This is a genomic window from uncultured Stenotrophomonas sp., assembly GCF_963519925.1.
GTDB classification, from domain to species: domain Bacteria; phylum Pseudomonadota; class Gammaproteobacteria; order Xanthomonadales; family Xanthomonadaceae; genus Stenotrophomonas; species Stenotrophomonas maltophilia_AE.
The window spans coordinates 1-23,110 of record NZ_CAUQPH010000060.1; the positions used below are offsets into that span (position 1 = coordinate 1).

At 67.6% G+C, this 23,110-nt stretch carries 22 protein-coding genes and 1 riboswitch; of the genes, 14 read left to right on the forward strand and 8 right to left on the reverse strand.

Annotated features, from left to right (window positions below; all coding sequences use genetic code 11):
* Both RWO33_RS11870 and RWO33_RS11875 read left to right on the forward strand, forming a co-directional pair.
* The coding region (locus RWO33_RS11870; protein ID WP_314104999.1) for an autotransporter-associated beta strand repeat-containing protein at positions 1–2,793 on the forward strand (2,793 nt) is incomplete at its 5' end.
* 218 nt (positions 2,794–3,011) lie between these two features.
* Positions 3,012–3,923, forward strand: a complete 912-nt coding sequence (locus RWO33_RS11875; protein WP_314105000.1) for a type II CAAX endopeptidase family protein — start codon at positions 3,012–3,014, stop codon at positions 3,921–3,923.
* Between the two features lie 122 nt (positions 3,924–4,045).
* Here the strand turns inward: RWO33_RS11875 and pncA are convergent, their stop codons facing one another.
* The 8 genes from pncA to RWO33_RS11915 all read right to left on the reverse strand — a co-directional run bounded on the left by pncA (position 4,046) and on the right by RWO33_RS11915 (position 12,914).
* Complete coding sequence (gene pncA, locus RWO33_RS11880; protein WP_314105001.1) at positions 4,046–4,672, reverse strand: bifunctional nicotinamidase/pyrazinamidase; 627 nt, start codon at positions 4,670–4,672, stop codon at positions 4,046–4,048.
* A 57-nt stretch (positions 4,673–4,729) separates the two neighbouring features.
* Positions 4,730–5,401: an epoxyqueuosine reductase QueH gene (locus RWO33_RS11885; RefSeq protein WP_095362649.1), complete on the reverse strand. Its 672-nt coding sequence runs from the start codon at positions 5,399–5,401 to the stop codon at positions 4,730–4,732.
* 66 nt (positions 5,402–5,467) lie between these two features.
* Positions 5,468–7,765: a 5-methyltetrahydropteroyltriglutamate--homocysteine S-methyltransferase gene (metE, locus tag RWO33_RS11890; RefSeq protein ID WP_314105002.1), complete on the reverse strand. Its 2,298-nt coding sequence runs from the start codon at positions 7,763–7,765 to the stop codon at positions 5,468–5,470.
* Between the two features lie 213 nt (positions 7,766–7,978).
* Positions 7,979–8,210: riboswitch (cobalamin riboswitch) on the reverse strand.
* A gap of 33 nt (positions 8,211–8,243) precedes the next feature.
* Positions 8,244–9,668, reverse strand: a complete 1,425-nt coding sequence (locus RWO33_RS11895) for a nicotinate phosphoribosyltransferase (RefSeq protein WP_314105003.1) — start codon at positions 9,666–9,668, stop codon at positions 8,244–8,246.
* Between the two features lie 66 nt (positions 9,669–9,734).
* On the reverse strand, positions 9,735–10,790 hold the full coding sequence (locus RWO33_RS11900; RefSeq protein WP_314105016.1) for a bifunctional nicotinamide-nucleotide adenylyltransferase/Nudix hydroxylase: 1,056 nt from the start codon (positions 10,788–10,790) through the stop codon (positions 9,735–9,737).
* Between the two features lie 65 nt (positions 10,791–10,855).
* Entirely contained in the window at positions 10,856–11,944 is a 1,089-nt protein-coding gene (locus tag RWO33_RS11905) for an AAA family ATPase (protein WP_314105004.1), read from the reverse strand.
* Positions 11,937–12,533 (reverse strand): nicotinamide riboside transporter PnuC, encoded by a 597-nt coding sequence (gene pnuC / locus RWO33_RS11910; RefSeq protein ID WP_314105005.1) that lies wholly within the window; start codon positions 12,531–12,533, stop codon positions 11,937–11,939. The genes RWO33_RS11905 and pnuC overlap by 8 nt, the downstream gene beginning before the upstream one ends.
* 84 nt (positions 12,534–12,617) lie before the next feature.
* Entirely contained in the window at positions 12,618–12,914 is a 297-nt protein-coding gene (locus RWO33_RS11915; RefSeq protein WP_314105006.1) for a HigA family addiction module antitoxin, read from the reverse strand.
* A gap of 132 nt (positions 12,915–13,046) precedes the next feature.
* Between RWO33_RS11915 and RWO33_RS11920 the strand changes: the two genes are divergently transcribed.
* The 12 genes from RWO33_RS11920 to RWO33_RS11975 form a co-directional block, all read left to right on the forward strand.
* A complete protein-coding gene (locus tag RWO33_RS11920) occupies positions 13,047–13,826 on the forward strand; it encodes a hypothetical protein (protein ID WP_314105007.1) in 780 nt (259 codons plus the stop codon).
* A gap of 70 nt (positions 13,827–13,896) precedes the next feature.
* Positions 13,897–14,466: a sigma-70 family RNA polymerase sigma factor gene (locus RWO33_RS11925; RefSeq protein WP_145480954.1), complete on the forward strand. Its 570-nt coding sequence runs from the start codon at positions 13,897–13,899 to the stop codon at positions 14,464–14,466.
* Complete coding sequence (locus RWO33_RS11930; RefSeq protein ID WP_314105008.1) at positions 14,463–15,239, forward strand: anti-sigma factor; 777 nt, start codon at positions 14,463–14,465, stop codon at positions 15,237–15,239. Before RWO33_RS11925 ends, RWO33_RS11930 begins: the two co-directional genes overlap by 4 nt.
* Before the next feature lie 157 nt (positions 15,240–15,396).
* Positions 15,397–16,293, forward strand: a complete 897-nt coding sequence (locus RWO33_RS11935) for a fatty acid desaturase (protein ID WP_314105017.1) — start codon at positions 15,397–15,399, stop codon at positions 16,291–16,293.
* Between the two features lies 1 nt (position 16,294).
* A complete protein-coding gene (locus RWO33_RS11940) occupies positions 16,295–17,575 on the forward strand; it encodes an FAD-dependent oxidoreductase (protein WP_314105009.1) in 1,281 nt (426 codons plus the stop codon).
* Positions 17,572–18,339 (forward strand): DUF1365 domain-containing protein, encoded by a 768-nt coding sequence (locus RWO33_RS11945; RefSeq protein WP_145480974.1) that lies wholly within the window; start codon positions 17,572–17,574, stop codon positions 18,337–18,339. The genes RWO33_RS11940 and RWO33_RS11945 overlap by 4 nt, the downstream gene beginning before the upstream one ends.
* Positions 18,336–19,592 (forward strand): cyclopropane-fatty-acyl-phospholipid synthase family protein, encoded by a 1,257-nt coding sequence (locus tag RWO33_RS11950; protein WP_314105010.1) that lies wholly within the window; start codon positions 18,336–18,338, stop codon positions 19,590–19,592. The genes RWO33_RS11945 and RWO33_RS11950 overlap by 4 nt, the downstream gene beginning before the upstream one ends.
* Before the next feature lies 1 nt (position 19,593).
* Positions 19,594–20,148: a DUF2878 family protein gene (locus tag RWO33_RS11955; protein ID WP_314105011.1), complete on the forward strand. Its 555-nt coding sequence runs from the start codon at positions 19,594–19,596 to the stop codon at positions 20,146–20,148.
* Positions 20,145–20,939 (forward strand): DUF1295 domain-containing protein, encoded by a 795-nt coding sequence (locus RWO33_RS11960; RefSeq protein ID WP_314105012.1) that lies wholly within the window; start codon positions 20,145–20,147, stop codon positions 20,937–20,939. The genes RWO33_RS11955 and RWO33_RS11960 overlap by 4 nt, the downstream gene beginning before the upstream one ends.
* Entirely contained in the window at positions 20,936–22,009 is a 1,074-nt protein-coding gene (locus RWO33_RS11965; protein ID WP_314105013.1) for a cyclopropane-fatty-acyl-phospholipid synthase family protein, read from the forward strand. The genes RWO33_RS11960 and RWO33_RS11965 overlap by 4 nt, the downstream gene beginning before the upstream one ends.
* A 20-nt stretch (positions 22,010–22,029) precedes the next feature.
* Complete coding sequence (locus RWO33_RS11970; RefSeq protein ID WP_314105014.1) at positions 22,030–22,572, forward strand: lipocalin family protein; 543 nt, start codon at positions 22,030–22,032, stop codon at positions 22,570–22,572.
* Positions 22,573–22,649: 77 nt separating this feature from the next.
* Positions 22,650–23,110, forward strand: a 461-nt coding sequence (locus tag RWO33_RS11975; protein WP_314105015.1) for a patatin-like phospholipase family protein, incomplete at its 3' end; no start/stop codon positions are given.

Below are 23,110 nucleotides of genomic sequence, written 5' to 3' on the forward strand. Positions count from 1 at the left end.
GGCGGCGTGCTCAACGTCAGCAGCGATGGCAACCTGGGCGATGCAACGGGCGGCCTTACCTTCAACGGCGGCGAGCTGCACACCACCGGCGACTTCAACAGTGACCGCGACGTGCTCCTTGCTGGCGATGGCACCTTCACCACCGACAGCAACACCACGCTGACCAACAGCGGCGACGTGTCCGGTACTGGTGGCCTGATCAAGAATGGCGAAGGCGGCCTGGAGCTGACCGGAACGGTGAGCCACAGCGGTGGCACCACCGTCAACGAAGGCGAACTGACCCTGTCGGGCCAGAACACCTATACCGGTGGCACCACGCTCAATGGCGGCGTGCTCAACGTCAGCAGCGATGGCAACCTCGGCGATGCATCTGGTGGCCTGACCTTCAACGGCGGCGAGCTGCACACCACGGGTGATGTGGCCAGCGATCGCGACGTGCTCCTTGCGGGCGATGGCACCTTCACCACCGACAGCAATACCACGCTGACCAACAGCGGCGACGTGTCCGGTACTGGTGGCCTGATCAAGAATGGCGAAGGCGGCCTGGAGCTGACCGGTACGGTCAGCCACAGCGGCGGCACGACCGTCAACGAAGGCGAGCTGACCCTGTCGGGCCAGAACACCTACACCGGCGGCACCACGCTCAACGGCGGCGTGCTCAACATCAGCAGCGACGGCAATCTCGGCGATGCAACGGGCGGCCTGACCTTCAATGGCGGCACGCTGCAGGCATCCTCGTCGATGACCACCGGACGTTCGATGGTGCTGGACAGCGTGGGCACGCTGCGCAGCGGTGAGGGCAGCACGCTGACAGTCAATGGCCCGATCAGCGGCGGCGGCACCCTGGTGGCGGACGGCCAGGGCACGCTGGTGCTTGGCGCGGCCAACACCCACGCAGGCGGCACGCTGATCAGTGGCGGCACGGTCGTGCTGGCGCATGCAGGCGGCCTGGGTTCCGGCACCGTGGCGATCAATGACGCGACCCTGCGCACGACGGTCGACACCCAGGTGACGCAGCCGCTGCTCGTGATGGGCGAGGCAACGCTGGATGTTGCCTCGGGCACCACGACGCAGCTGACCGGCATGCTGGACGGTTCGCGCAGCACCGGCTGCTTCATCAAGAGTGGTGCGGGTCGCCTCAACTTGGCAGGCACCGCGGTCCTGGCCAATGGCACGTGCGTCAACGAAGGCACCCTCAGTGCCAATGGCGTGCTGATGAGCAATGTGCAGGTGGAACGTGACGGTACGGTGCGTGGCACGGGCACCATCGCCGGCAACATGCGCGTCGATGGCACGCTGGCCCCGGGTAACTCGCCGGGCACTCTGGCAGTGACGGGTACGGTCACGCTGACCGACGACGCCACGCTGCAGATCGATATCGACGGGTACGGCACCGGCGCCGGCGCGGGCAACTACTCGCGCCTGCTGGTGTCCGGCGCGGCCGGTCGCTTCGTCGCCAACGGCACCCTGCAGCCCCTGCTGCGCGGCATCAGTGGCAATGCGGGCAACACCTTCACCCCGAAGGTGGGCGACATGTTCCGCATCGTCAGTGGCGAGGGCGGCGTGACCGGTACCTTCGACAGGATCCTGCAGCCGACCGAGGGCCTGGCCGCCCGCACGCGTTTCCAGGTGTACTACACCACCGGTTTCGACATCGATCTGTACGTGACACCGACGGCCTACAGCGCTGACCTGGTGGGCAAGGTCAACGGCAACGGCTTGGCCACTGCCGCTGCACTGGATGCCTTGGTGGAAGCCAGCGACGCCGGCACCACCACCGCGGAGCAGACCGATCTGCTGCGCGCGGTATGGCAGCAGGATGCAGTGGCACTGCCGGTGCTGGTGACCGCCCTGACCGGCGAGAGCCACGCCAAGCTGGCCGCGCTGGCGCAGTCCAATGCGACCGCACTGGCCGACGACGTGACCGGTCGACTGGGCCAGGGTGTGCTGCTGGATGCATCCAGCACGCGTATCGACCAGCTGCTGTGGGCCAACATCGGCTACGGGGATCTGTCGGTGGACGCGGATGCCAGCGCCGACCGCTTCGATGCCCGCCAGCGTCGTGCCACGGCCGGTATCGACGTGTACCGCTCCTCCAACGTGGCGTGGGGCGCCGGCCTGGGCCGCACGACGTCGGAACTGGAGCGCAGCCCGCTGGACAACACGCTCGACAGCAACGCGTTCTTTGCCTATGGCGCGGCCAGGGCAGGTGCGGTGGTGCTGGACGGCATGCTGTCCTACTCGGCCGATCGCTGGGAAAGCCAGCGTCCGGACGTCCTGGGTGCCGATGGTCCGCTGTCCGGCAAGGCCTCGGGCACTACCCGCATGGCCAGCGCCGGTGTCAGCCTGCCCTTCACCGCGGCAGGCCTGAGCTGGCAGCCCTCACTGCGCGGCAACTGGCAGAAGGTTGAGCGCAATGCCTACCGCGAAGGGGGTGACTCGCTGGCGGCGCTGGACGTCGCACGCCTCCAGGCGGAAGGTAGCCGCGCCACGCTCGGCCTGTCGGTCGGCTCGCTGCTGAACGATCCGCTGGCGGCGCGCGGGACCTGGCAGTTCGGTCTGCAGGCGGGCATCAACCACGGCCAGGCCCGCCAGGCCACGGTGACTACCGCACTGGCCGGCGAGCGCGTGGACCTGTCCGCCGCCGAGGCGGGCAAGGCCTTCGGTCGTGCCCAGCTGCAGGGCACCGTGCGCCTGGGTGCGTCGACCTACCTGTACGGTGGCGTCAGCACCGAGCAGGGGTCGGGCGTGGAGAACAACAGCGTCAACGCGGGTATCCGCATCGCGCTGTGATGCCAGGCAGCGGGAGGGCACTGCCTTCCCGCTGCGGCATGCAATCGAGGCCGCGCAGCCCATTGGGGTGCGCGGCCTTTTCATTTGATCGGTGTCCTACTTCAATCGGCGATCCGGGTGATTCATCGGCGGCTTCTGTGGCTTGGTCGCAAACCGGTTGCCACGCCCCCGCGCGGAAGGCACCTTGCAGCGGCGATCACGTCGACCTGGAGCCCCGCATGACCCCCGTTGCCCTGTATTCGCCCGATCCGGCGCGCGGCTGGCTGCCCTGGGCCTGGCTGACGCCGATCCTGATGATCCTGTTCAACGCGGTACCGGTGATCGCGCTGGACGGGTGGATGCAGTCGCAGTATTGGTCGACACCGCGCGGCGATCCGATCGGCCTCGCTGGCTTGCATGCGCTGCTGTGGTTCGGCTTCGCGCCGACGCTGGCGGCCGTGCTCGCCTGGGTACGCTTCGTCGAAGGGCGCTCGCTGGCGAGTATCGGGCTGACCGGTCCGGCGCCACTGAAAACCTTCCTGCACGGGCTAGCCGTTGGATTCGGCACGATCGCGCTGGTCGTAGTCGCGATCTGGATGGCTGGCGGCATGCAGGCGGCGGACCTGGGGCCGGCCTGGCGGTCGCCCGTCAGTCTGCTGCACATCGGTCTGCTGCTATTGGGTTTCATGTTCCAGGCGAGCGTGGAGGAAGTCATCTTCCGCGGCTGGATGCTGTCGGTGGTTGCGCGCAAGACCAATGTCATGGTGGCAGTGCTGCTGGAATCGCTCGTTTTCTGCTTCCTGCATTTCAGTCCGCACCAGCCGCCCCGGGTCATGCTCGGCACGTTACTGTTCTCGCTGTTCGCCTGCGCCTGGGTGCTGCGGACCGGCAATATCTGGGGCGTGATGGGCTGGCACGCGGGGTGGAACTGGTTGCTCGCGACCGGCTTCGAACTGCCCGTCACCGGCATGGATGCGCACTTGCCGGCGCTACTGGTGGCGCTGCGCCCGTATGGTCCCGACGCCCTGACCGGTGGCGCGGAAGGGCCGGAAGGCAGTTACCTGTGCAGCGTCTTCCTCGTCGCCGCGATCGCGTGGATCCAGTGGCGAAAGACGCGCGGAGCTCAGAACTTCTCGCCGGAAAGCAGGTAACGCCACTGCCCGGGGGGCACCGCCCCGCCCGGGCCCTTGATGGTCCGTCACGACCAACGGTCGTGACCTACCGGATGCGGGGTCAGCGGCTACGTCCATTCGGGGCGTGCCAGTCCCGTGCGTTAGATCACCTCGATCTTGGCCTTGGCCAGCGCCTCGCGCACCATCCCGTCGTTGGCCTCGGTCACCGGGCGCGTCAGCTCCCAGTGGAACTTCACCCGGAAGCCCGCCTTCACCGCATCCTGCGCGCTCCACAGCACACAATAATCCCGCGCCAGTCCGCACACATGGACCTCGCGGATCCCGCGCTCGTGCAGCCAGCCGGCCAGGCCGGTGGCCGGGCGGGTGCCGTCAGGTCCATGGTTCTCGCGGAACGCACTATAGGAGTCCACCTCGCGGCGGGTGCCCTTGCGCAGGATCAGGTCGGCCACGGTCCAGTCCACGCCCGGGTGCAGCACGGCGCCCTCGCTGCCCTGCACACAGTGGTTCGGCCACAAGGTCTGCGGCTGCGCGTGCAGCAGGATGGTCTCGAACGGGAGCTTGCCCGGATGCTGGCTGGCGAACGACGCATGGTCAGCCGGGTGCCAGTCCTGGGTTGCCACCACCGTGCGGTAGAGGCGTTCTGCCAGCAGGTCGGCTATCGGCGCCACCAGCGCATCCCCTTCTTCGCAGGCCAGCGCACCGCCGGGCATGAAGTCCGGCTGCAGGTCGATTACCAGCAGGGCCACATCGGCGGGCAGGGGGGTCATGGCAGGTCCAGCGCAACGAGAGAGGGGCAACCAGCGTGGCGGCCCCCCGCGCGTACGTCAATCGCCCTTGGGCGTGTCGTTGTCCTGGCCGTAATACAACAGACCGATCTTGATCCGCTCACGGTTGTTCTCGCGCCGGTGGCGGTTGGCATCCCGCAGCGAGTACACGCAGCCGCAGTACTCCTGCTGGTAGAACTGCTCTCGCTTGCTGATCTCCACCATGCGCGCGGCGCCACCGCCCTTGCGCCAGTTGTAGTCCCAGTACTGGATGCCTGGGTAGTGGGCAGCAGCACGGTGGCCACAGTCGTTGATCTGGTTCATGTCCTTCCAGCGCGAGATGCCCAGCGAACTGCTGATCACCGGGAAGCCATGTTCATGCGCATACAGCGCGGTGCGCACGAAGCGCATGTCGAAGCACATGGTGCAGCGGATGCCGCGCTCAGGCTCGTTCTCCATGCCACGGGCGCGGGCGAACCAGTTGTCGGTGTCGTAGTCCGCGTCGATGAAGGGCACGCCATGCTGTTCGGCGAAGCGGATGTTCTCCTGCTTGCGCAGCTCGTACTCGCGTGCCGGGTGGATGTTGGGGTTGTAGAAGAAGATCGTGTAGTCGATACCCGAGGCGGTAATGGCTTCCATCACTTCGCCGGAGCAGGGCGCACAGCAGGAATGCAGCAGCAGCTTGTCGTGGCCGCCGGGCAGGGTGAGGGTGGGGCGGATGAAATCGGTCATGCGGAAATCCATTGACCCCGCTACCGGCAACGGCGGCAGCGGGGTCCTTGTGCAACAGTGGAAAGGTCAGGCGGCGTTGGCGTCGGCGGTCTCGGCGCGCAGCTGGTGCGCCGCCGCTACGAGCGCTTCCAGCGCGGCCCGCGTCTCCGGCCAGCCGCGGGTCTTGAGCCCGCAGTCCGGGTTGACCCAGATCTGCTCGGGCCGCAGCACCTCGGCGGCCTTGCGCAGCAGCGAGAGCATCTCTTCCTTGTCCGGCACGCGCGGCGAGTGGATGTCGTACACACCCGGACCGATCTCGTTGGGGTACTGGAAGCGCACGAAGGCATCCAGCAGTTCCATGCGCGAGCGCGAGGTCTCGATGGAGATCACATCGGCGTCCATTGCCGCCACCGAGTGGATGATGTCGTTGAACTCGGAGTAGCACATGTGGGTGTGGATCTGGGTTGCATCGCGCACGCCACTGGCGCTGATCCGGAATGCCTCCACCGCCCAGTCCAGGTACTCGCGCCACTGTGCCCGGCGCAGGGGCAGGCCTTCGCGAATGGCGGGTTCGTCGATCTGGATCACGCCGATGCCGGCCGCCTCCAGGTCCAGCACCTCATCGCGCAGCGCAAGGGCGATCTGCCGGCAGGTATCGGCGCGGGCCTGGTCATCGCGCACGAACGACCACTGCAGCACCGTCACCGGCCCGGTCAGCATGCCCTTCATCGGCCGGTCGGTGAGCGACTGCGCGTACTGCGACCAACGCACGGTCATCGGCTGCGGGCGGGTCACGTCGCCGTAGATCACCGGCGGCTTCACGCAGCGCGAGCCGTAACTCTGCACCCAGCCGTTCTTGGTGAAGGCGAAGCCGTCCAGCTGCTCGCCGAAGTACTCCACCATGTCGTTGCGCTCGAACTCCCCGTGCACCAGCACGTCCAGCCCGATCTGCTCCTGGATGCGCACGCAGTGCTCGGTCTGGCTGGCCATGAACGCATCGTAGTCGGCGTCGGGGAGGGTGCCGGACTTGTTGCGTGCGCGGGCCTCACGAACTTCCAGCGTCTGCGGGAACGAACCAATGGTGGTGGTGGGGAAGCGTGGCAGCTTCAGTGCGGCGGCCTGGGCCAGGTGGCGCTGTGGGTAGCGGCTGTGGCGCTGTGCATCGGCCGGGGTCAGTGCGGCCAGGCGCGCGGCCACGGCGGGGTTGTGCACCCGCGGCGAGCGCTTGCGGGAGGCGATGCGCTCGCGCGCGAGCTCAAGCGCGGCTTCGGCGCGGGCCGGCGCGTCGATCGCATCGGCCAGCACGCGCAGCTCTTCCAGCTTCTGCTTCGAGAACGCCAGCCAGCCACGCAGTTCGTCGTCCAGCTTCTTCTCATGCGCCAGGTCCACCGGGCTGTGCAGCAGCGAGCACGACGGCGACAGCCACAGGAAATCGCTGCCCAGTTGGCCGTGGGCATAGCGGGCCAGCACCAGCGCGTTGTCGAGGTGGGTACGCCAGATGTTGCGGCCGTTGACCAGCCCGGCCGAGAGCACGCGACCGGGGGGCAGGACCTTGATCACCGCATCCAGCTGTTCCGGCGCGCGCACCAGGTCCACGTGCAGGCCATCTGCCGGCAGCGAGGCCGCCAGTTCCAGGTTGTCGTCCAATGCGCCGAAGTAGGTGGCCACCAGCACCTTGGGGCGGGCGGCGGTGGCCAGCACCGCATAGGCGTGTTCAAAAGCAGCGCGCGCCTCCGGGCTGAGGTCCTGCACCAGCGCCGGCTCATCCAGCTGCACCCACTGCGCGCCGGCGGCCTGCAGCTGGCCCAGCAGCTGCACGTACACCGGCAGCAGCGCATCCAGCAGCTCCAGCGCCGGGCTGCCATCGGTGGTCTTGGACAGCAGCAGGAAGGTCACCGGGCCGATCAGCACCGGCCGGGTTTCGATACCCAGCGCCTTGGCCTGGCGGTATTCGGCCAGTGGCTTGTCACCGCGCAGCGCGAAGCCCTGGCCGGCCTGCAGCTCGGGCACCAGGTAGTGGTAGTTGGTGTCGAACCACTTGGTCATTTCCAGCGCGTGCAGGTCGAAGCCATCGCGCTGCAGTCCGCGTGCCATCGCGAAATAGCCGGCCAGCGGATCGGCATCGGCCAGCGCGCGGTAGCGGGCGGGAATGGCATCGAACAGGAAGGCGGCATCCAGCACCTGGTCGTACAGGCTGAAGTCGTTGCTGGGCGGCACATCCACCCCGGCATCGCGCTGCAGCTGCCAATGCGTGGTGCGCAGGGCGGTGGCGGTGTCCTGCAGCGCTTCGGCGCTGCTCTGGCCGGACCAGTACGCTTCCAGCGCGCGCTTGAGCTCGCGTTTGGCGCCGATGCGGGGGAAACCCAGGTTGGTAACAGTGGTCATGGAACGTGTCCTCATTGCAGTAGCGGCATTGAGGAACGAAGGAACTGCGCGGCACCCACGCCATTGCTGCCGTGTCCGCCCCGCCAGCGACCTTCGCCCCCGCGGGCGAACCGGATGCCGTGAAGCGGACGCACGGGGGCAGCGCCACGCAGAACGCATGGCGGCAGGCCCCGGCAACCTCCCCGCGGACGTTCCAGGTCGAATCAGAGGACGGTCGTGTCCTCCGGCCGGGGCCGGTATTCGGGCTGATGGACACAGGCACGGGGCCCACCTACTTCCTGCCGCTTCCCAGGCGCCGGGCCCAGTGCTGTTGGCAGGTTTCGTTTCCACTCACCGCTGCGGGGCAGCTCCGGAATGGGTGCGCAAGGCACCGTCACCGGATTCCCGTTTAAACCCATCCCTTCATCTGCATGAAGAGATGGATACCATCGACGAGCACAAGGTAGGCCGAGTTGCGGCGGCGGTCAAGAGCTTGCGACTACGCCCGTGCCGCATCGGCACGGTGGCGGATCGCGGTGAGGGCGTCATCCTGGATCAATCGGCCGTTCTCCCAGACCGTGACCATGGCGTCCTCGAACCCCAGTGGCAGGCTGAAGTCGTCCATTGCGTCCGCCTCGGCCGGTACCGGCACCGTGCGGAACTGGCCGTATTCGCGGTGGCGAAGAAGACGCAGGCGGCCGCGCTTGCTCTGCTTGCCGCTATCGGTAACCGGGTCCTTGTAGACATCGATCCAGCGACCGTCCACCCGGGCGGCCGAGCATTTCAGGGCAAACTTCTGCGTGTCGCGGTCCAAGCGCTGCAGCAGCGCACCGCCCATGCCGAAGGCCACGTTGTCGGCCGCGAAACCTGCCGTGGTGATGTGCTCCAGGATGGCGCGGATGCTGTCCGGATTGACGCCGTCACCCTGGATCACCCGTACATGGTTCAGCACCTTGTAGCCCTTTGCGCTCATCGTGTGTCCAAATGCTTCATCCAGCAGCTCCAGGCACTGCAGAACCACCGTCACCGGATCGCCCGAGTCCGGGCGGATCACCACGGTGGCCCCCGAGTCGACCACCTGCTGGCGCAGCGTGCTGCCCCAGTGCTGGCGGATGGCCTGGTAGATGTCGTAGCTGTCCGATACCACCGCGACCAGCGCACCCGGCTTGGCGAACTTCGCCAGCATGTTGCGGTAGGCCTCCACCTCATTCTCGCGGCCCCAGCTGGTGATCGTGCTGTGTTCGGCGGCGGGGATGGAATAGCCGGCCATCGGTTCGTGGTAGAACGCCTGGGCAAACAGCAGGGCCGACACGGTGTCGGTACCCAGGAAGTTCACCAGGTGCGCCGCACCACCGATGGCGGCGGATTCGACACTCGACACCCCGCGGCTGCCGAAATCATGCAGCTTGAACGGCAGCTGGCCCTCTGGATCATCACTGGTAAGTTCCAGGTAGCGGCGGATGGTCTGCTTGGCATGCCAGCTGGTGGTTGCCACTGTCACCGGGTACCAGATGCGCAGCAGCATCGTTTCCAGGTACGACGGTACCCAGAACGCTTGCGGGTCGGTCGATTCGATGGTCATCAAGGCGTTGTGCACCGGCACCACGGTGCCTTCGGGTACGGCCCGGATGCGGATCGGCATGAGGCCGTGGTGCTGGTCGACGATGTAGCGCCAGCCTTCCTCGTTGAAGGGAAGGCCATGGGCACTGAACAGGTCACGCGCTGCGTCGACCTCTGCATGGGTGATCGGCTTGGACAGATACTGCTTCAGGATCGCCTGCAGGCCGAAGAACACCGTGCGGTCGTAAAGGCCACCGCGCGATTCCACGTAGAAGAAGGTGGCATCGGTTCCCGGCGGATACTGCAGCCAATGGCTGGCCTTGTAGCTGTCGGTATTGAGGAGAAGATTATCGAGGTAATGCATGACGGAAGCTCCTTCGCGTCGGGTGGCGCCGGCGGTCTATCCGCCAGCGATGGAACAGGTCGGGAATCAGCCCCGGCCCAGGAAGAACTCCAGGATGTGCAGGTGGTCTTCGTAAAGCTGCGGGCCCATGTCCAGCGCCTCGCTCACCGGGATCCAGCGTGCCTTGTCGGCGTCGTCGCCACCGCGCACGGGCGGCAGTTCCCCAGCGGCGAACTCGAAGTGGAAGGCATGAGTGATGGTGCGGCCACGCTGGCTGCGGTCGGGGTGGTCGAAGACCTGCTGGCCCTTCAACGAGCCCTTCAGTACCGGTAGCGGGATTTTCAGGCGAGTCTCTTCGCGCAGCTCACGCAGGCAGCTGTCCAGCAGCGACTGTTGTTGGCCGACGAAGCCGCCCGGCAACGCCCACAGCCCCTTGCCCGGCTCCGAGCGACGGCGCACCAGCAGCACGTGGCCGGAGTGCACGACCACCGCATCGGTGGTGACGAAGGTGGGCGCATACGGCGCATCCTTCCAGGCAGCCCGGTACTGCTCGATGAAACGATACTCGGCCACCAGCTGGCCATACGCAGGGGCGCTCTTGCGGAAGGCTTCCAGCATGTCGTACACCGGCGCGGGAACGTTGCCGCGCAGCATCAGCAGTGCCCCATGGAAATCCAGGTCGCCGGACTCGAACAGGTAGCGGCGCAGTTCCGTGGCCGAGAGCGTCTCGGTGTGCTGCACATCCACCAGCGGCCATTGCGGGAACTCGCGCAGGTAGTAGCTCGACGCGTCCTTGTCCATGCCCACCAGCCCCACCTTGGCATCCGCCGGGGCTCCATCGGCACGCAGGGCGTCGGCGACGGCCCGCTGCACGCCGGCAATCCAGTGGGCCTCGTTGTAGAGGTGATCGCGAAGCGGGCGGATGATCAGTCGTGCAGCGTCGCCATCAAGCGCGGCCTGGATCATCACGGCGCGTTCGGCCACGGTCCAGGGGTTGCGTAGGCTGCGAGGGGTATCAGCAGAACCGACCAGGAAGATCAGCTTGCGGGCCCGGCTCAGGGCCAGGCGGGCAACGGCCGCATGGCCGTTGTGGAAGGGCTCGAAACGCCCAATGAAGACGAGATAGTCGTATTCCATGAGAATCCCTCATGTCGTTGTGGCTGCCGCGGGTCTGTCCCTTGGCTTGGGGTAAATGCTACGCCTCCCATTCAGTCCGTCAAGCCCCCGTGCGCGGTCGTGTCCCCGGCGCATCCGTGCAGCGCCTGGAGCACCTGCGCCACGCGGGCATCAACCGAACCCCGCAGCGTGGTGAACGCCATTCCCCGTGCCGACAATGCCGCCACGTACGCGCGTTGTTGCGCCAGGCGAAAGCTCTCGTCGCGCCGGGTACCGTCCTGCACGAACGGGAAGTCGGCCGAGCACAGAAACAGCATGTCGTAGCGTCGCTGCGCATGGGCCTGCAGCGCAGGCTCGGTGCGGCCGAACATGTCCTTGCAGTAAAGGAGCGTGGTCAGCGGGGTGGTATCGCATACCAGCCAACGGTTGGCATCGCAGGCCATCGCGTGTTCACGGGCCACCTGTACGTCAGCGATGTGCAGCAGGTCGTCGTACGCTAGCGCGCCCTGACGGGCCTCCCAATGTTCCCGCCCGAACTCCGGCACCCATTGGGTTTCCAGACGCGCGGCCAATGCAGCAGCAAGCGTGCTCTTGCCGGTGGATTCGCCACCCAGCAAGCCTATCCGGCCGACAAAGCTCGCGTATACGCGGGGGTCAAGAAAACCACGCATGGCGTGCGGATCACGCCGCAGCGCCGTGCCCGAGACAGGAATCAAGCGGCGTGGCAGGTCAAGGCACACGTGGGCCACTGGCCAATGCTGGCCCGCCTCGGCACTGAACGCCTCCTGCAGGGCCGCGGCAAAGCCATCACCGTACGACTCGCTGGTGAACACCGCATCCACCCGCACACCCCATAAGGCGCTGCACACCCACGCCACGAACGCGCGCTGTGCGGCGTCATCGTCCAGGTTCGTGGGCAGCTTCCGCACCGGGAGGTTGCGCTGCAGGCACTCGGCGGCGAGACGCGCATCGTCCAGTACCAGCCGTTCCAGATTGGGGTACAACGTGTGCAACCACGCGTCACGCTGTGCGGCGTGGCAGCCTGCAAACTCCGGCGCGCTCCAGCTCAGCACCAGCACACGGTCGCAGCGTGCTACGGCATGCTCGATCAGCGCCTGATGCCCCCGATGCAACGGACTGAACTTGCCAACCACCAACCCCGTGCCGAAATTGTCAGTCATGCGCGCCGCTGACCCTTGCAACCTGCGCGTATTGCTCACGCATCAGCCGTCGCCAATGTCGCAGCGATACCACCGCATTGATCCAGAACACGACATAGAGCAGCGCCGTCAGATGCAGTCCACGGCTGGCATACAGCGGCACGGCCACACTGTTGACCATCAACCAGAACCACCAGGAGTGCAGCTTGCGGCGCATCATCAACAGCTGCGCGACAACACTGAGCACCAGTACCGCCGAATCGAGGAACGGCGCGTAGGCATCGGTCCAGGTATGCAGCAGCAACCCGTAACCGGTGCTCGTCAGCACCGCCGCTGGCAGGATCCAAGCGAGGGTTGGCAAACGGACGATGGTGATGGGCAGCGCATGTCCATGATCCCCGCGCAACCATTGCCACCAGCCGATCACGCTGGTGACCACGAACACGCCTTGCAGCACCACGTCGGCATACAGCCGGGCTTCGTAGAACACCAGGGCGAACAGGCTGCAGCCGATGATGCCCGTCCACCAGGTGTGCACGCTGTTGCGACCGGCAAGGAGGATGGAGGCGGCCACGGTGACGTTGGCGGCGATCTCAAGGGCGCTGGTCATGCCGGCGCGCCTGGCAGGTAGGAGCGGTACTGCAGGGTCTTATCCTTTGCTTCAAGGGATTGTTCGGTTTCGCTGTGCCCGCGGTCAAGGCGAGGGCTGATAGGGTTCAATGCGGGCAAGCACGTCGGCAAGCTCGTCGCGCGCCTTGGCTGCGTCGTACGACATCTGCAGGTTCATCCAGAAGCCCTCGCTGGTACCGAAGAACCGCGCGAGCCGCAGTGCCGTGTCGGCCGTGATGCCCCGGCGCCCGGCGATGATCTCGCTGATCCGCGTCTGTTTGACGTCGATCGACTTGGCGAGCCGGTACTGGGTGAGGCCGAACGGGGTCAGGAATTCTTCCTGAAGGATCTCGCCGGGGTGCGGGTAAGGGATGGGGCGCAAGGGAGCGGTCCCAAGGATCGTTGACCTGAATACTACCGTCTGACGGTAGTAGTGCAAATCGAAAGTATCTATCGGTGCATCCGCCAACCCACTTGCCGCGTATCTCTCCAGCAACCTCTCATGGAAACCGGCATGCGCCGCCTCCCTCTCAGCTCCGCTGGACTGCTTCTGCTGCTGTGCCCATTGCTGGCGCCTGCCCAGGCCGTGCAGCGGCAGGAAGGGCGCGCCTTCGCTGCGGATGGTGGGGCGCTGCTATACCGCGAGACGCACTGGCTGCAGGGGCCGCCCGAGGCGTTGTCGCGGCTGGTGCTGTACCGCTGCGCGGACGGCCGCCCCTTCGCGCGCAAGTGGATGACGCCCCAGGGCAGCCCGCAGACGCCGGATTTCGCGCTGGAGGACGGGCGCGACGGGTACCAGGAAGGTGTGCGCGGCAATGGTGCGGCGCGCACGGTCTACGTGCGGGCCACTTCGGATGCCACCCCGGTCAGCCGCGGCTTGGAGGTGCCCGCAGGCGCGGTGGTCGATGCCGGTTTCGACGCGGCCGTGCGGCGCCATTGGGCAGACCTGCTCGAAGGGCAGCCGGTGGCGTTCCAGTTCCTGCTGCCCAGCCGCCAGCGGCTGGTGCCGTTGAAGCTGCAACGCACCGCAGCCCTCACCTGGAAAGGCCAGCCGGCGCAGCAGCTACAGATGAAACTCGATGCATGGTTCGGCTTCGCGGTGCCGGCGGTAACCCTCATCTATGCCAGCGCCGACCAGCGCCTGCTGCAGTTCACCGGCACCGGCAACGTACGCGACCACAACGGTCGCTACCCGCAGGTGCGCGTGGAGTTCCCTTCCCCGCCCGTTGCCGCTTCCGCGGCAGAGCTTGCCACGGCGCGGGAGCAGGCCCTGGTGAAGAAATGCGACAGCTGATGACCCTCTTGCAGCCAATCGCCAGAGCAACGACCATGCAGGTTCGCTCCCTGCCCACGTTGAGCCTGCGATGCCCGAGCTGGATGCTTCAGATACCGCCGCGTCAGCACGCCTTGACCGGCTCCTGGTCCAGGTGGCCGGCGGCGACCGCCAGGCGTTCGAGTCCGTTTACCAGCTCGCCTCGGGCCGGCTGTTCGCGATCTGCCTGCACACCCTGCGCGATCGCGGCGATGCCGAAGAGGTCCTGCAGGATGTGTTCACCACGGTCTGGCGCAAAGCGACCCAGTTCGATGCCACGCGGGCGTCGGCCATGACCTGGCTGTCGATGATGGCGCGCAACCGCGCGATCGACCGGCTGCGGGCCGCGCCGCCGCGGGCGCTGGACGACCTGTCGGTGGCCGAGGAGATTCCCGATTTCGCGCCGCAACCGGGGCAGGTGGCCGAGCACGCCTCCGACCGCGCGCGCCTGGATACATGCCTGGATACCCTTGAGCCGCGTCGCCGCTCGCTGATCCGCAGCGCGTTCCTGCACGGCGCCAGTTATGAAGAACTGGCCCGCCGCATCGGCTCGCCGCTGGGGTCGGTGAAGAGCTGGATCCGCCGCGGGCTGGGCCAACTACGGGTGTGCCTGGAACGATGAACATCCGCGACCTTCACGACATCGAAGACGGGCAGCCGCCCAGTGCCGACATCCTGGCCGGCGAATACGTGCTGGGCGTGCACGACGCCGCCGAGCGGCGCCAGATTGAACAGCGCATCGCCACCGATCCCGGCTTCGCCCGGCTGGTCGAGCAGTGGCAGGTCCGGCTTGCGCCGCTGCTGGAGGAACTGGGCAGCGAAGCGGTGCCGGCGCACCTGTGGCCGCGTATCCGCAGCGAGCTGGGCTGGCCGGCGGTGACGGCCGCGCCGAAGCTGTGGCAGCGCACCGGGTTCTGGCAGGGGATGACCGCCCTGGCCGCGGCCATTGCGCTGGTGGCGGTGTTCAACCGCCAGGTGCTGCCGCCGACCGCGCCCACCACGCCGGTCGCGGTGACGCCGACGCCGACGCCGACCCCGGCCGAGCCGGAACAGGCCACCAAGCCGGTCACGCCGCTGCTGCACGACGACGGCACGCCCGGCTGGCTGGCGTCGGTGGACAAGGCGCAGGGCAAGGTGCTGATGGTGCCGGTGCCGGCACCGGCCGACTCGGCCGGTCGCGCACCGGAGCTGTGGCTGATTCCGGCTGGCGGCGCGCCGCGTTCGCTCGGCCTGGTCTCGATCAACCGCGCCCATACCGTGGCCGTGCCGGACGCGTTGCGTGATGTCCTTGTGAACGGCTCGGTGCTGGCGATCACGCTGGAACCGGCCAGCGGTGCGCCGCAGGGCATCCCGACCGGTCCGGTCATTGCCAAGGGCGACATCGCCAACCTGTAAGCGACACCCCTTCCGGAAATTTTTTTCGGAAGGGGTGCATCCAAACGCCACGGAGCTGCGTATCTCCTGATGAACCACCCAGGAGAGGCGCGACATGCGGTCCCGTTCCACCCCCGATCACCCCGGTCGCGCCCCGCGCGGCCCTTGGGTCACCGTGATGCGCTGGTTCGACACCGGTGCGTCCGCGCCGGTGGCGGGCGGCGACGGGAACCGCGTGGACTGGCTGCGTGCGATCCCCTTCGTAGCCATGCACCTGGCCTGCCTGGCGGTGATCTGGGTGGGGGTGTCGTGGGTGGCGGTGGGCGTGGCGCTGGCGCTGTACGCGCTGCGGATGTTCGCCATCACCGCCTTCTACCACCGCTACTTCGCGCATCGCACCTTCCGCACCTCGCGCGCGGTGCAGTTCCTGTTCGCGGTGATCGGCGCGGCCAGCGTGCAGCGCGGTCCGCTGTGGTGGGCCGCGCACCACCGCAACCACCACCGCCACACCGAAACCGCCGCGGACCCGCATTCGCCCACGGTGCACGGCTTCTGGTGGAGCCACATGGGCTGGTTCCTCACTACCGAAGGCTTCCGCACCGACTGGGCGCGCATTCCCGACCTGGTGAAGTACCCGGAACTGCGCTGGCTGGACCGCTTCGACACGCTGGTGCCGATCGCCCTGGCCGCTGCGTTGTTCGGGCTGGGCGCGCTGCTGGAACGGGTGGCGCCCGGGCTGGGCACCAGCGGCGGGCAGATGCTGGTATGGGGCTTCTTCATCTCCACCGTGGTGCTGTTCCACGCCACGGTGACCATCAACTCGCTGGCCCACCGCTTCGGCACGCGCCGCTTCGCCACCGGCGATGACAGCCGCAACAACCTGTGGCTGGCCCTGCTGACCTTCGGCGAGGGCTGGCACAACAACCACCACTTCTTCCCGGGCACCGCGCGCCAGGGCTTCTACTGGTGGGAAGTGGACCTCACCTGGTACGGGCTGCGCGCGATGGCCGCGCTGGGCCTGGTGCGCGACCTCAAACCGGTGCCGGCCTGGGTGCTGGCCAAGGCGGAGCACTGACATGCGCATCGCCGTGATCGGATCGGGCATCGCCGGATTGGCCAGCGCCTGGTGGCTGAGCCAGCGCCATGAGGTCACCCTGTTCGAAGCCAACGATTATCTGGGCGGCCACACCCACACCCACCAGGTCGAGGTGGACGGCCAGGTGCACGCGGTGGACACCGGCTTCATCGTGTTCAACCCGACCCACTACCCGTTGCTGACCGCGCTGTTCGACGATCTGGACGTCGCATCTCAGCCCACCACCATGAGCTTTTCGGTGCACAGCGAGCGCAGCGGCGTGGAGTACAACGCCACCTCGCTGGACACCCTTTTCTGCCAGCGCCGCAACCTGGTCTCGCCGCGCTTCTGGGGCATGCTGCGCGACCTGCGCCGCTTCTACCGCGAGGCGCCGGCCCTGCTGCACAGCACCGACGAAGGGCCCTCGCTGGGCGAATTCCTCGACGCAGGCCGCTACGGCGGCGCCTTCATCCAGGAGCACCTGCTGCCGATGGCGTCGGCCCTGTGGTCCGCACCCATCGCCAGCCTGGCCCACTTCCCGGCACGGTACCTGGTGCAGTTCATGGCCAACCACCAGATGCTCCAGATCAGTGGGCGGCCGGAGTGGCGGGTGGTGAGCGGCGGCTCGGCGCGCTACGTGGACGCACTGCGTCGGCGATGGCGGGTGCGCGAGCGGCTGGAAAGCCGCGTGCTGGGCGTGGAGCGGCATGAGCACGGTGTGCGCGTGCTCACCGCCGAAGGCCTGGAAGGCTTCGACCAGCTGGTGCTGGCCTGCCACAGTGACCAGGCGCTGGCGTTGCTGTCCGACGCGGACGCCTGCGAACGCAGCGTGCTCGGCGCGATCGGCTACCAGCCCAACGAAGTAGTGCTGCACACCGACGCCCGCCTGCTGCCGCGCAACCGCAAGGCATGGGCCGCGTGGAACGCGCACGTGCCGCGCGATCCGATGGCACCGTGCTCGGTCAGCTACTGCATGAACCTGCTGCAGGGCATCGACACGCCCACGCCGCTGGTGGTCACGCTCAACCGCACCGAGGCCATCGACCCGGCGAAGGTGCTGCGCACGCTGCACTATGCGCACCCGGTGCACGACCACGACATGGTCCGCGCGCAGGCCCGCTGGACCGAAGTGCAGGGCAGGCGCCGCACCTGGTTTGCCGGTGCCTACTGGGGCTGGGGCTTCCACGAGGACGGCATCCGCAGTGCACGGCGGGTGGTGGACGCGCTGCAGTCGCTGGACGCCGAAGCCTACTGGCCGCTGTCGCAGGGGGTGTCGGCATGACCGCCAGTGCGATCTACCGGGGCCGCATGCAGCACCGCCGCCATGCACCGCAAGCCCACGCCTTCACCTACCCGGTCGCGCAGCTGCTGCTGGACCTGGACGAGCTGGACACGCTGTTCGAACGCCGCTGGCTGTGGTCGGTGGGCCGCCGCAACCTGGCCGAGTTCCGCCGCAGCGATTACCTGGGCGACCCGGACCAGCCGCTGGCCGGTGCGGTGCGGGCACGCATCACCGAGGCAATGGGACGCGCACCGTCCGGCCCGATCCGCCTGCTGACCCACCTGCGCTACGCCGGGCATGTGTTCAACCCGGTCAGCTTCTACTACTGCTACGCCGCCGACGGCACCACGCTGGACTGCATCGTGGCCGAGATCACCAACACGCCGTGGAAAGAACGCCACGCCTACGTGCTGCCGGTGACGGAAGCGGATGCGCACGGCCGCGCGCTCGGCTGGAGCTTCGACAAGCGCTTCCACGTGTCGCCGTTCATGCCCATGGACTGCCACTACCACTGGCGTTTCACCGCCCCCGGCGACGACCTGCGCGTGCACATGCAGGTGTGGCGCGACGGCCAGCGCCAGTTCGACGCCGACCTGGCCCTGCAGCGCCACCCGCTGGACGGCCGCGGCCTGGCCGCCGTGCTGCTGCGCTATCCGTTGATGACGCTGCAGGTGGTGGTGGCGATCCACTGGCAGGCGCTGCGCCTGTGGCTGAAACGCACCCCTGTCCACGACCACCCTTCGATTGCCGGAAAGCAACCATGAACGACATGACCCGACCGCTGGCCCTGCCGCAGCCCAGCGCGCTGGAAGCCTTCCTGCGCCGGCGCCTGCTGGCCCAGCTCGCGCCCATGAAGGGTGGCCGCCTGCAACTGCGCGACGCGCTGGGTGATGTCACCCTCGGCGACGCCGACGGAGCACTGCAGGTCACCGTGTGGGTCGACCACCCTGCGTTCTACCGCGCGGTCGCCGCGCAGGGCAGTGTCGGTGCGGGCGAATCCTACATCCGCGGCGAGTGGCGCTGCGACAACCTGGTGGCGCTGGTGCAGCTGCTGGTGCGCAACCGCGCGCTGCTCGACGGCATGGAGCGCGGCCCGGCGCGGCTGGGCGGTTGGCTGCTGCAGGGCTGGAACCGCCTGCGCCGCAACACCCGCGAAGGAAGCCGACGCAACATCGCCGCGCATTACGACCTGGGCAATGCGTTCTTCTCGCTGTTCCTCTCCAGCGACCTGATGTATTCCTCGGCGCTGTATGCCGAACCCGGCGATACGCTGGAAGTGGCCTCGCAGCGCAAGCTGGCCCGCATCTGCGACCAGTTGCGCCTGCAACCCGGCGACCGCGTGATCGAGATCGGCACCGGCTGGGGCGGCTTTGCGGTGTACGCGGCGCTCCACCATGGCTGCCACGTCACCACCACCACCATCTCCAGGGAGCAGTACGCCCTGGCCACCGAACGCGTGGCCAGGGCGGGACTGCAGGACCGGGTGACCGTACTGCTGAAGGACTACCGCGACCTCGACGGGCAGTACGACAAGCTGGTCTCGATCGAGATGATCGAGGCCATCGGCGCGCAGTACCTGGACACCTACTTCGCCACGCTGACCCGCCTGCTCAAAGCGGACGGGCTGGCCATGCTGCAGGCGATCACCATCGAAGACGAGCGCTATGAGCAGGCACGGCGCAGCGTGGACTACATCAAGCGCTTCGTGTTCCCCGGCAGTTTCATTCCCTCGCTGCACGCCATGCTGGGCGCGAAGACGCGCAGCAGCGACCTGCAGCTGATCGGCCAGCATGACTTCGGCCAGTCCTACGCGCTCACGCTGCGCGCATGGCGCCGCCGCTTCCTGTCGCAGCTGCCGGCGGTACGCGCGCAGGGCTTCGACGAGCGCTTCATCCGCCTGTGGGAGTTCTACCTGGCCTATTGCGAGGGCGGTTTCCTGGAGCGCTCCATCGGCGTCTCGCAGCTGCTGCTGGCGCGGCCCGGCTACCGGCCGGCGCCGATCGAGGGAACCCACTGACGTGCGCCATTTCTGGGCCAATGTGATCGGCAACCAGGGGGTCTGGCTGTGCGCGGTGATCGGCGCCGGGCACGGACTGCGCTGGCCCGCCGTGTTGGCTGCCACCGTGTACGTGCTCAGCCAGCTGGCGTGGGCGGCGCGGCCTGCGGTCGACCTGAAGCTGTTGGGCGTGGCGCTGCTGTGCGGCGTGGTCGTGGACGGCGTGGCTGGCGGCTCCGGCCGGGTGGTGTACGCCGCGGCGGGGCCAAGCCCGTGGATGGCGCCGGTGTGGATCCTGGCGCTGTGGGCTGCGTTCGCGATGACGCTCACGGTGTCGCTCAAGGCGCTGCAGCACCGTCTGTGGCTGGCGGCGCTGGTCGGGCTGCTGGCGCCGCTGGCCTATCTCTCCGCGGCGCGCGGCTGGTCGTCGGTGGCCTTCGCCGCGCCGGCCTGGCAGGGCGTGGCGATGCTGGCTGCGGGTTGGGCCGTTGCACTGCCGGTACTGGCCGCCTGCGCACAGCACTGGCAGCACGCTGCCGGCAACGCCGCAGCAACCACCAAGGGAGCACATGCATGATCCATCTTCTGTGGGTATGGCTGTATGCGGCACTGATCATGTGCTGGGGCTGGTGGTGGCAGCGCCGGCACCAGAACATCGGCGTGGTGGATGTGCTCTGGGCCAAGGGCGTGGGCGCCTCTGCGCTGCTGCTGGCGTGGCTGGGCGATGGTGAAACCGCGCCGCGCATCGCATTGGCCGTGCTTGGTGGGCTGTGGGGTTCGCGGCTGGCGCTGCACCTGTGGAAGCGCGTGCGCAGCGAAGACGAAGATGGCCGCTACCAGCACCTGCGTCGGCACTGGAACGGGCACCAGGGCAAGATCTTCGGCTTCTTCCAGTTCCAGGCGGTGCTGATCGTCCTGTTCGCACTGCCGTTCGTGGCGGTTTCGCAGAGCGCGGAACTGCCCGTGGGCTGGATCGTCGCCGCGGTGGCGATGTGGTTCCTCAGTGTCGGTGGTGAGGCGCTCGCCGACCGCCAGCTGGCCCGGTTCCGCGCCAACCCGTCCAACAAGGGCAGGACCTGCCGCGATGGATTGTGGCGCTACTCGCGCCATCCCAACTACTTCTTCGAATGGCTGCACTGGTTCACCTACGTGCTGCTGGCCGTGCAGTCGCCGCTGTGGTGGCTGGCCTGGTCCGGCCCGGTGGTGATGTACGTGTTCCTGCGCTGGGTGAGCGGCATTCCCTTCACCGAGGCGCAGGCGCTGCGCACGCGTGGTGATGATTACCGCGACTACCAGCGCAGCACGCCGATGCTGTTCCCGTGGTTCCCCTCCCGTACCACCTCGCCCCGCAAGGAGTCTTCACCGTGAACGTCGCCCGAGAATCGCTGCCCCTGCCGGACTACGCTCCCGGGTTGACCGGCCTGGCCGAACGCGGCCTGCTGCCCGATGCGCTGCTGCGGCTGGGTATCCGCCGCCAGTGCGAAGCCCGCCTGCGCGAGGAAAGTGCAGGCAGTGTCGAAGCGCAGTCGCAACGTTTCGCCGAGCGCATCATCGGCCTGTCGCGCAGTCCGCTGGCCCTGCATGTGGACGCGGCCAACCGCCAGCATTACGAAGTGCCCGCCGCCTTCTTCCAGGATTGCCTCGGCGCCCGCCTGAAGTACAGCAGCTGCTATTACCCCACCGGCAACGAAACCCTGGACCAGGCCGAAGAGGCGATGCTGGCGCTGTACGGCGAACGCGCGCAGCTCGCCGACGGCCAGGACATCCTCGAACTGGGCTGTGGCTGGGGATCGCTGACGTTGTGGATGGCCGAGCGCTATCCCACCGCGCGCATCACCGCCGTGTCCAATTCCAACAGCCAGCGCGAGCACATCCTGGCGCAGTGCCGCGCACGTGGGTTGAGCAACGTGACCGTGCTGACCCGCGACGTGAACCAGCTTGTGCTGGACCCTGGCAGCTTCGATCGCTGTGTCTCTGTGGAGATGTTCGAACACGTGCGCAACTACGCGCGGCTGCTGCAGCGCATCCACCAGTGGCTGCGCCCGGACGGCAAGCTGTTCGTGCATATCTTCGTGCACCGCACCCTGATGTACCCGTTCGAAGCCGAGGGCGAGGACAACTGGATGGGGCGGCACTTCTTCACCGGTGGGCTGATGCCGGCCGCCGACACCCTGCTGCACTTCCAGCAGCACCTGCACCTGCAGCAGCGCTGGCTGCTGGACGGCACCCACTACGAGCGCACCGCCAACCACTGGCTGGCCCGCCAAGACCAGAATCGCGACGCGGTGATGGCGGTGCTCCGCGCCGGCTACGGCGACGCCGCCGCGGCGCTGTGGTTCCAGCGCTGGCGCATGTTCTGGATGGCCTGCGCCGAGCTTTTCGGTTACCAGCAGGGCCAGCAGTGGATGGTGGCCCACTACCTGTTCGAACGTCCCTGACCCACGCCGAGGATATTGCCATGACGCTACGACACCTGCTTCCCCTGCTCGCCGCCGGCATGCTGCTCGGCGGCTGCAGCAGCAATACCCGCCCCATTCCGCCGGTGGCCCACGTGGACGTGCCGCGTTTCATGGGCGACTGGTACGTGATCGCGCATATCCCCAGCCGGCCCGAGCGTGAGGCATTCGACGCGGTGGAGTCCTACGCACTGCGTCCCGATGGCCGTATCCAGACCACCTTCCGCTATCGCAAGGGCAGCTTCGAGGCACCGATCAAGACCATGCACCCGATCGGCACGGTCAAGGAAGGCACCAACGGCGCGGAGTGGGGCATGCAGTTCGTCTGGCCGATCAAGGCCGAGTATGTGATCGTCTACCTGGACGACGACTACCAGCAGACCATCGTCGGCCGCAGCAAGCGCGATTACATGTGGCTGATGGCGCGCACCCCGCAGATCTCCGAGCAGGACTACCAGAAGGCCATGACCCGGATCGCCGCGCTGGGCTACGACCTGTCGCAGGTGCGCCGGGTGCCGCAGTCGGCCGCCGGCAACCGCCGATGACGTAACTGCGGCGGGGTTCTCAGGCCCTGAGAAGGCCTTAGGCGATACTGGTGCCCAAGGCGGAGGAGGGCGGCGCAATGGCGGACAAGTACTGCGATCTGGTCATGAAGGGCGGCATCACCAGCGGCATCGTGTACCCCAACGCGGTGCTGTCGCTGGCCCGGGAATACCGCTTCAAGAACATCGGTGGCACCTCGGCCGGGGCCATCGCCGCCGCCGTGGCTGCCGCTGCCGCACTGGGCGATCGGCGCTGCCGGGTCGGCGAACCGATGGGGCCACAGGCCGGTTTTGCCGGGTTGGCCGACGTCTCCACCCAGCTGTCGCGGCGCGGTTTCATCTACAGCCTGTTCCAGCCGGCGTACGGCGCGCGCACCGCCTACCGTCTGCTGGTGATGCTGGCCGGCAAGGCCGGCCTGCCGCGCAAGCTCCTGTGCCTGGCGGCTGCCGTGTTCGCCATCGCCCCGCTGGAGCTGCTGGCCGCGCTGGTGGCGCTGCTCGGCATCGGCTGGCTGGCGGCGGGGGTGGACGGCATGTGGGC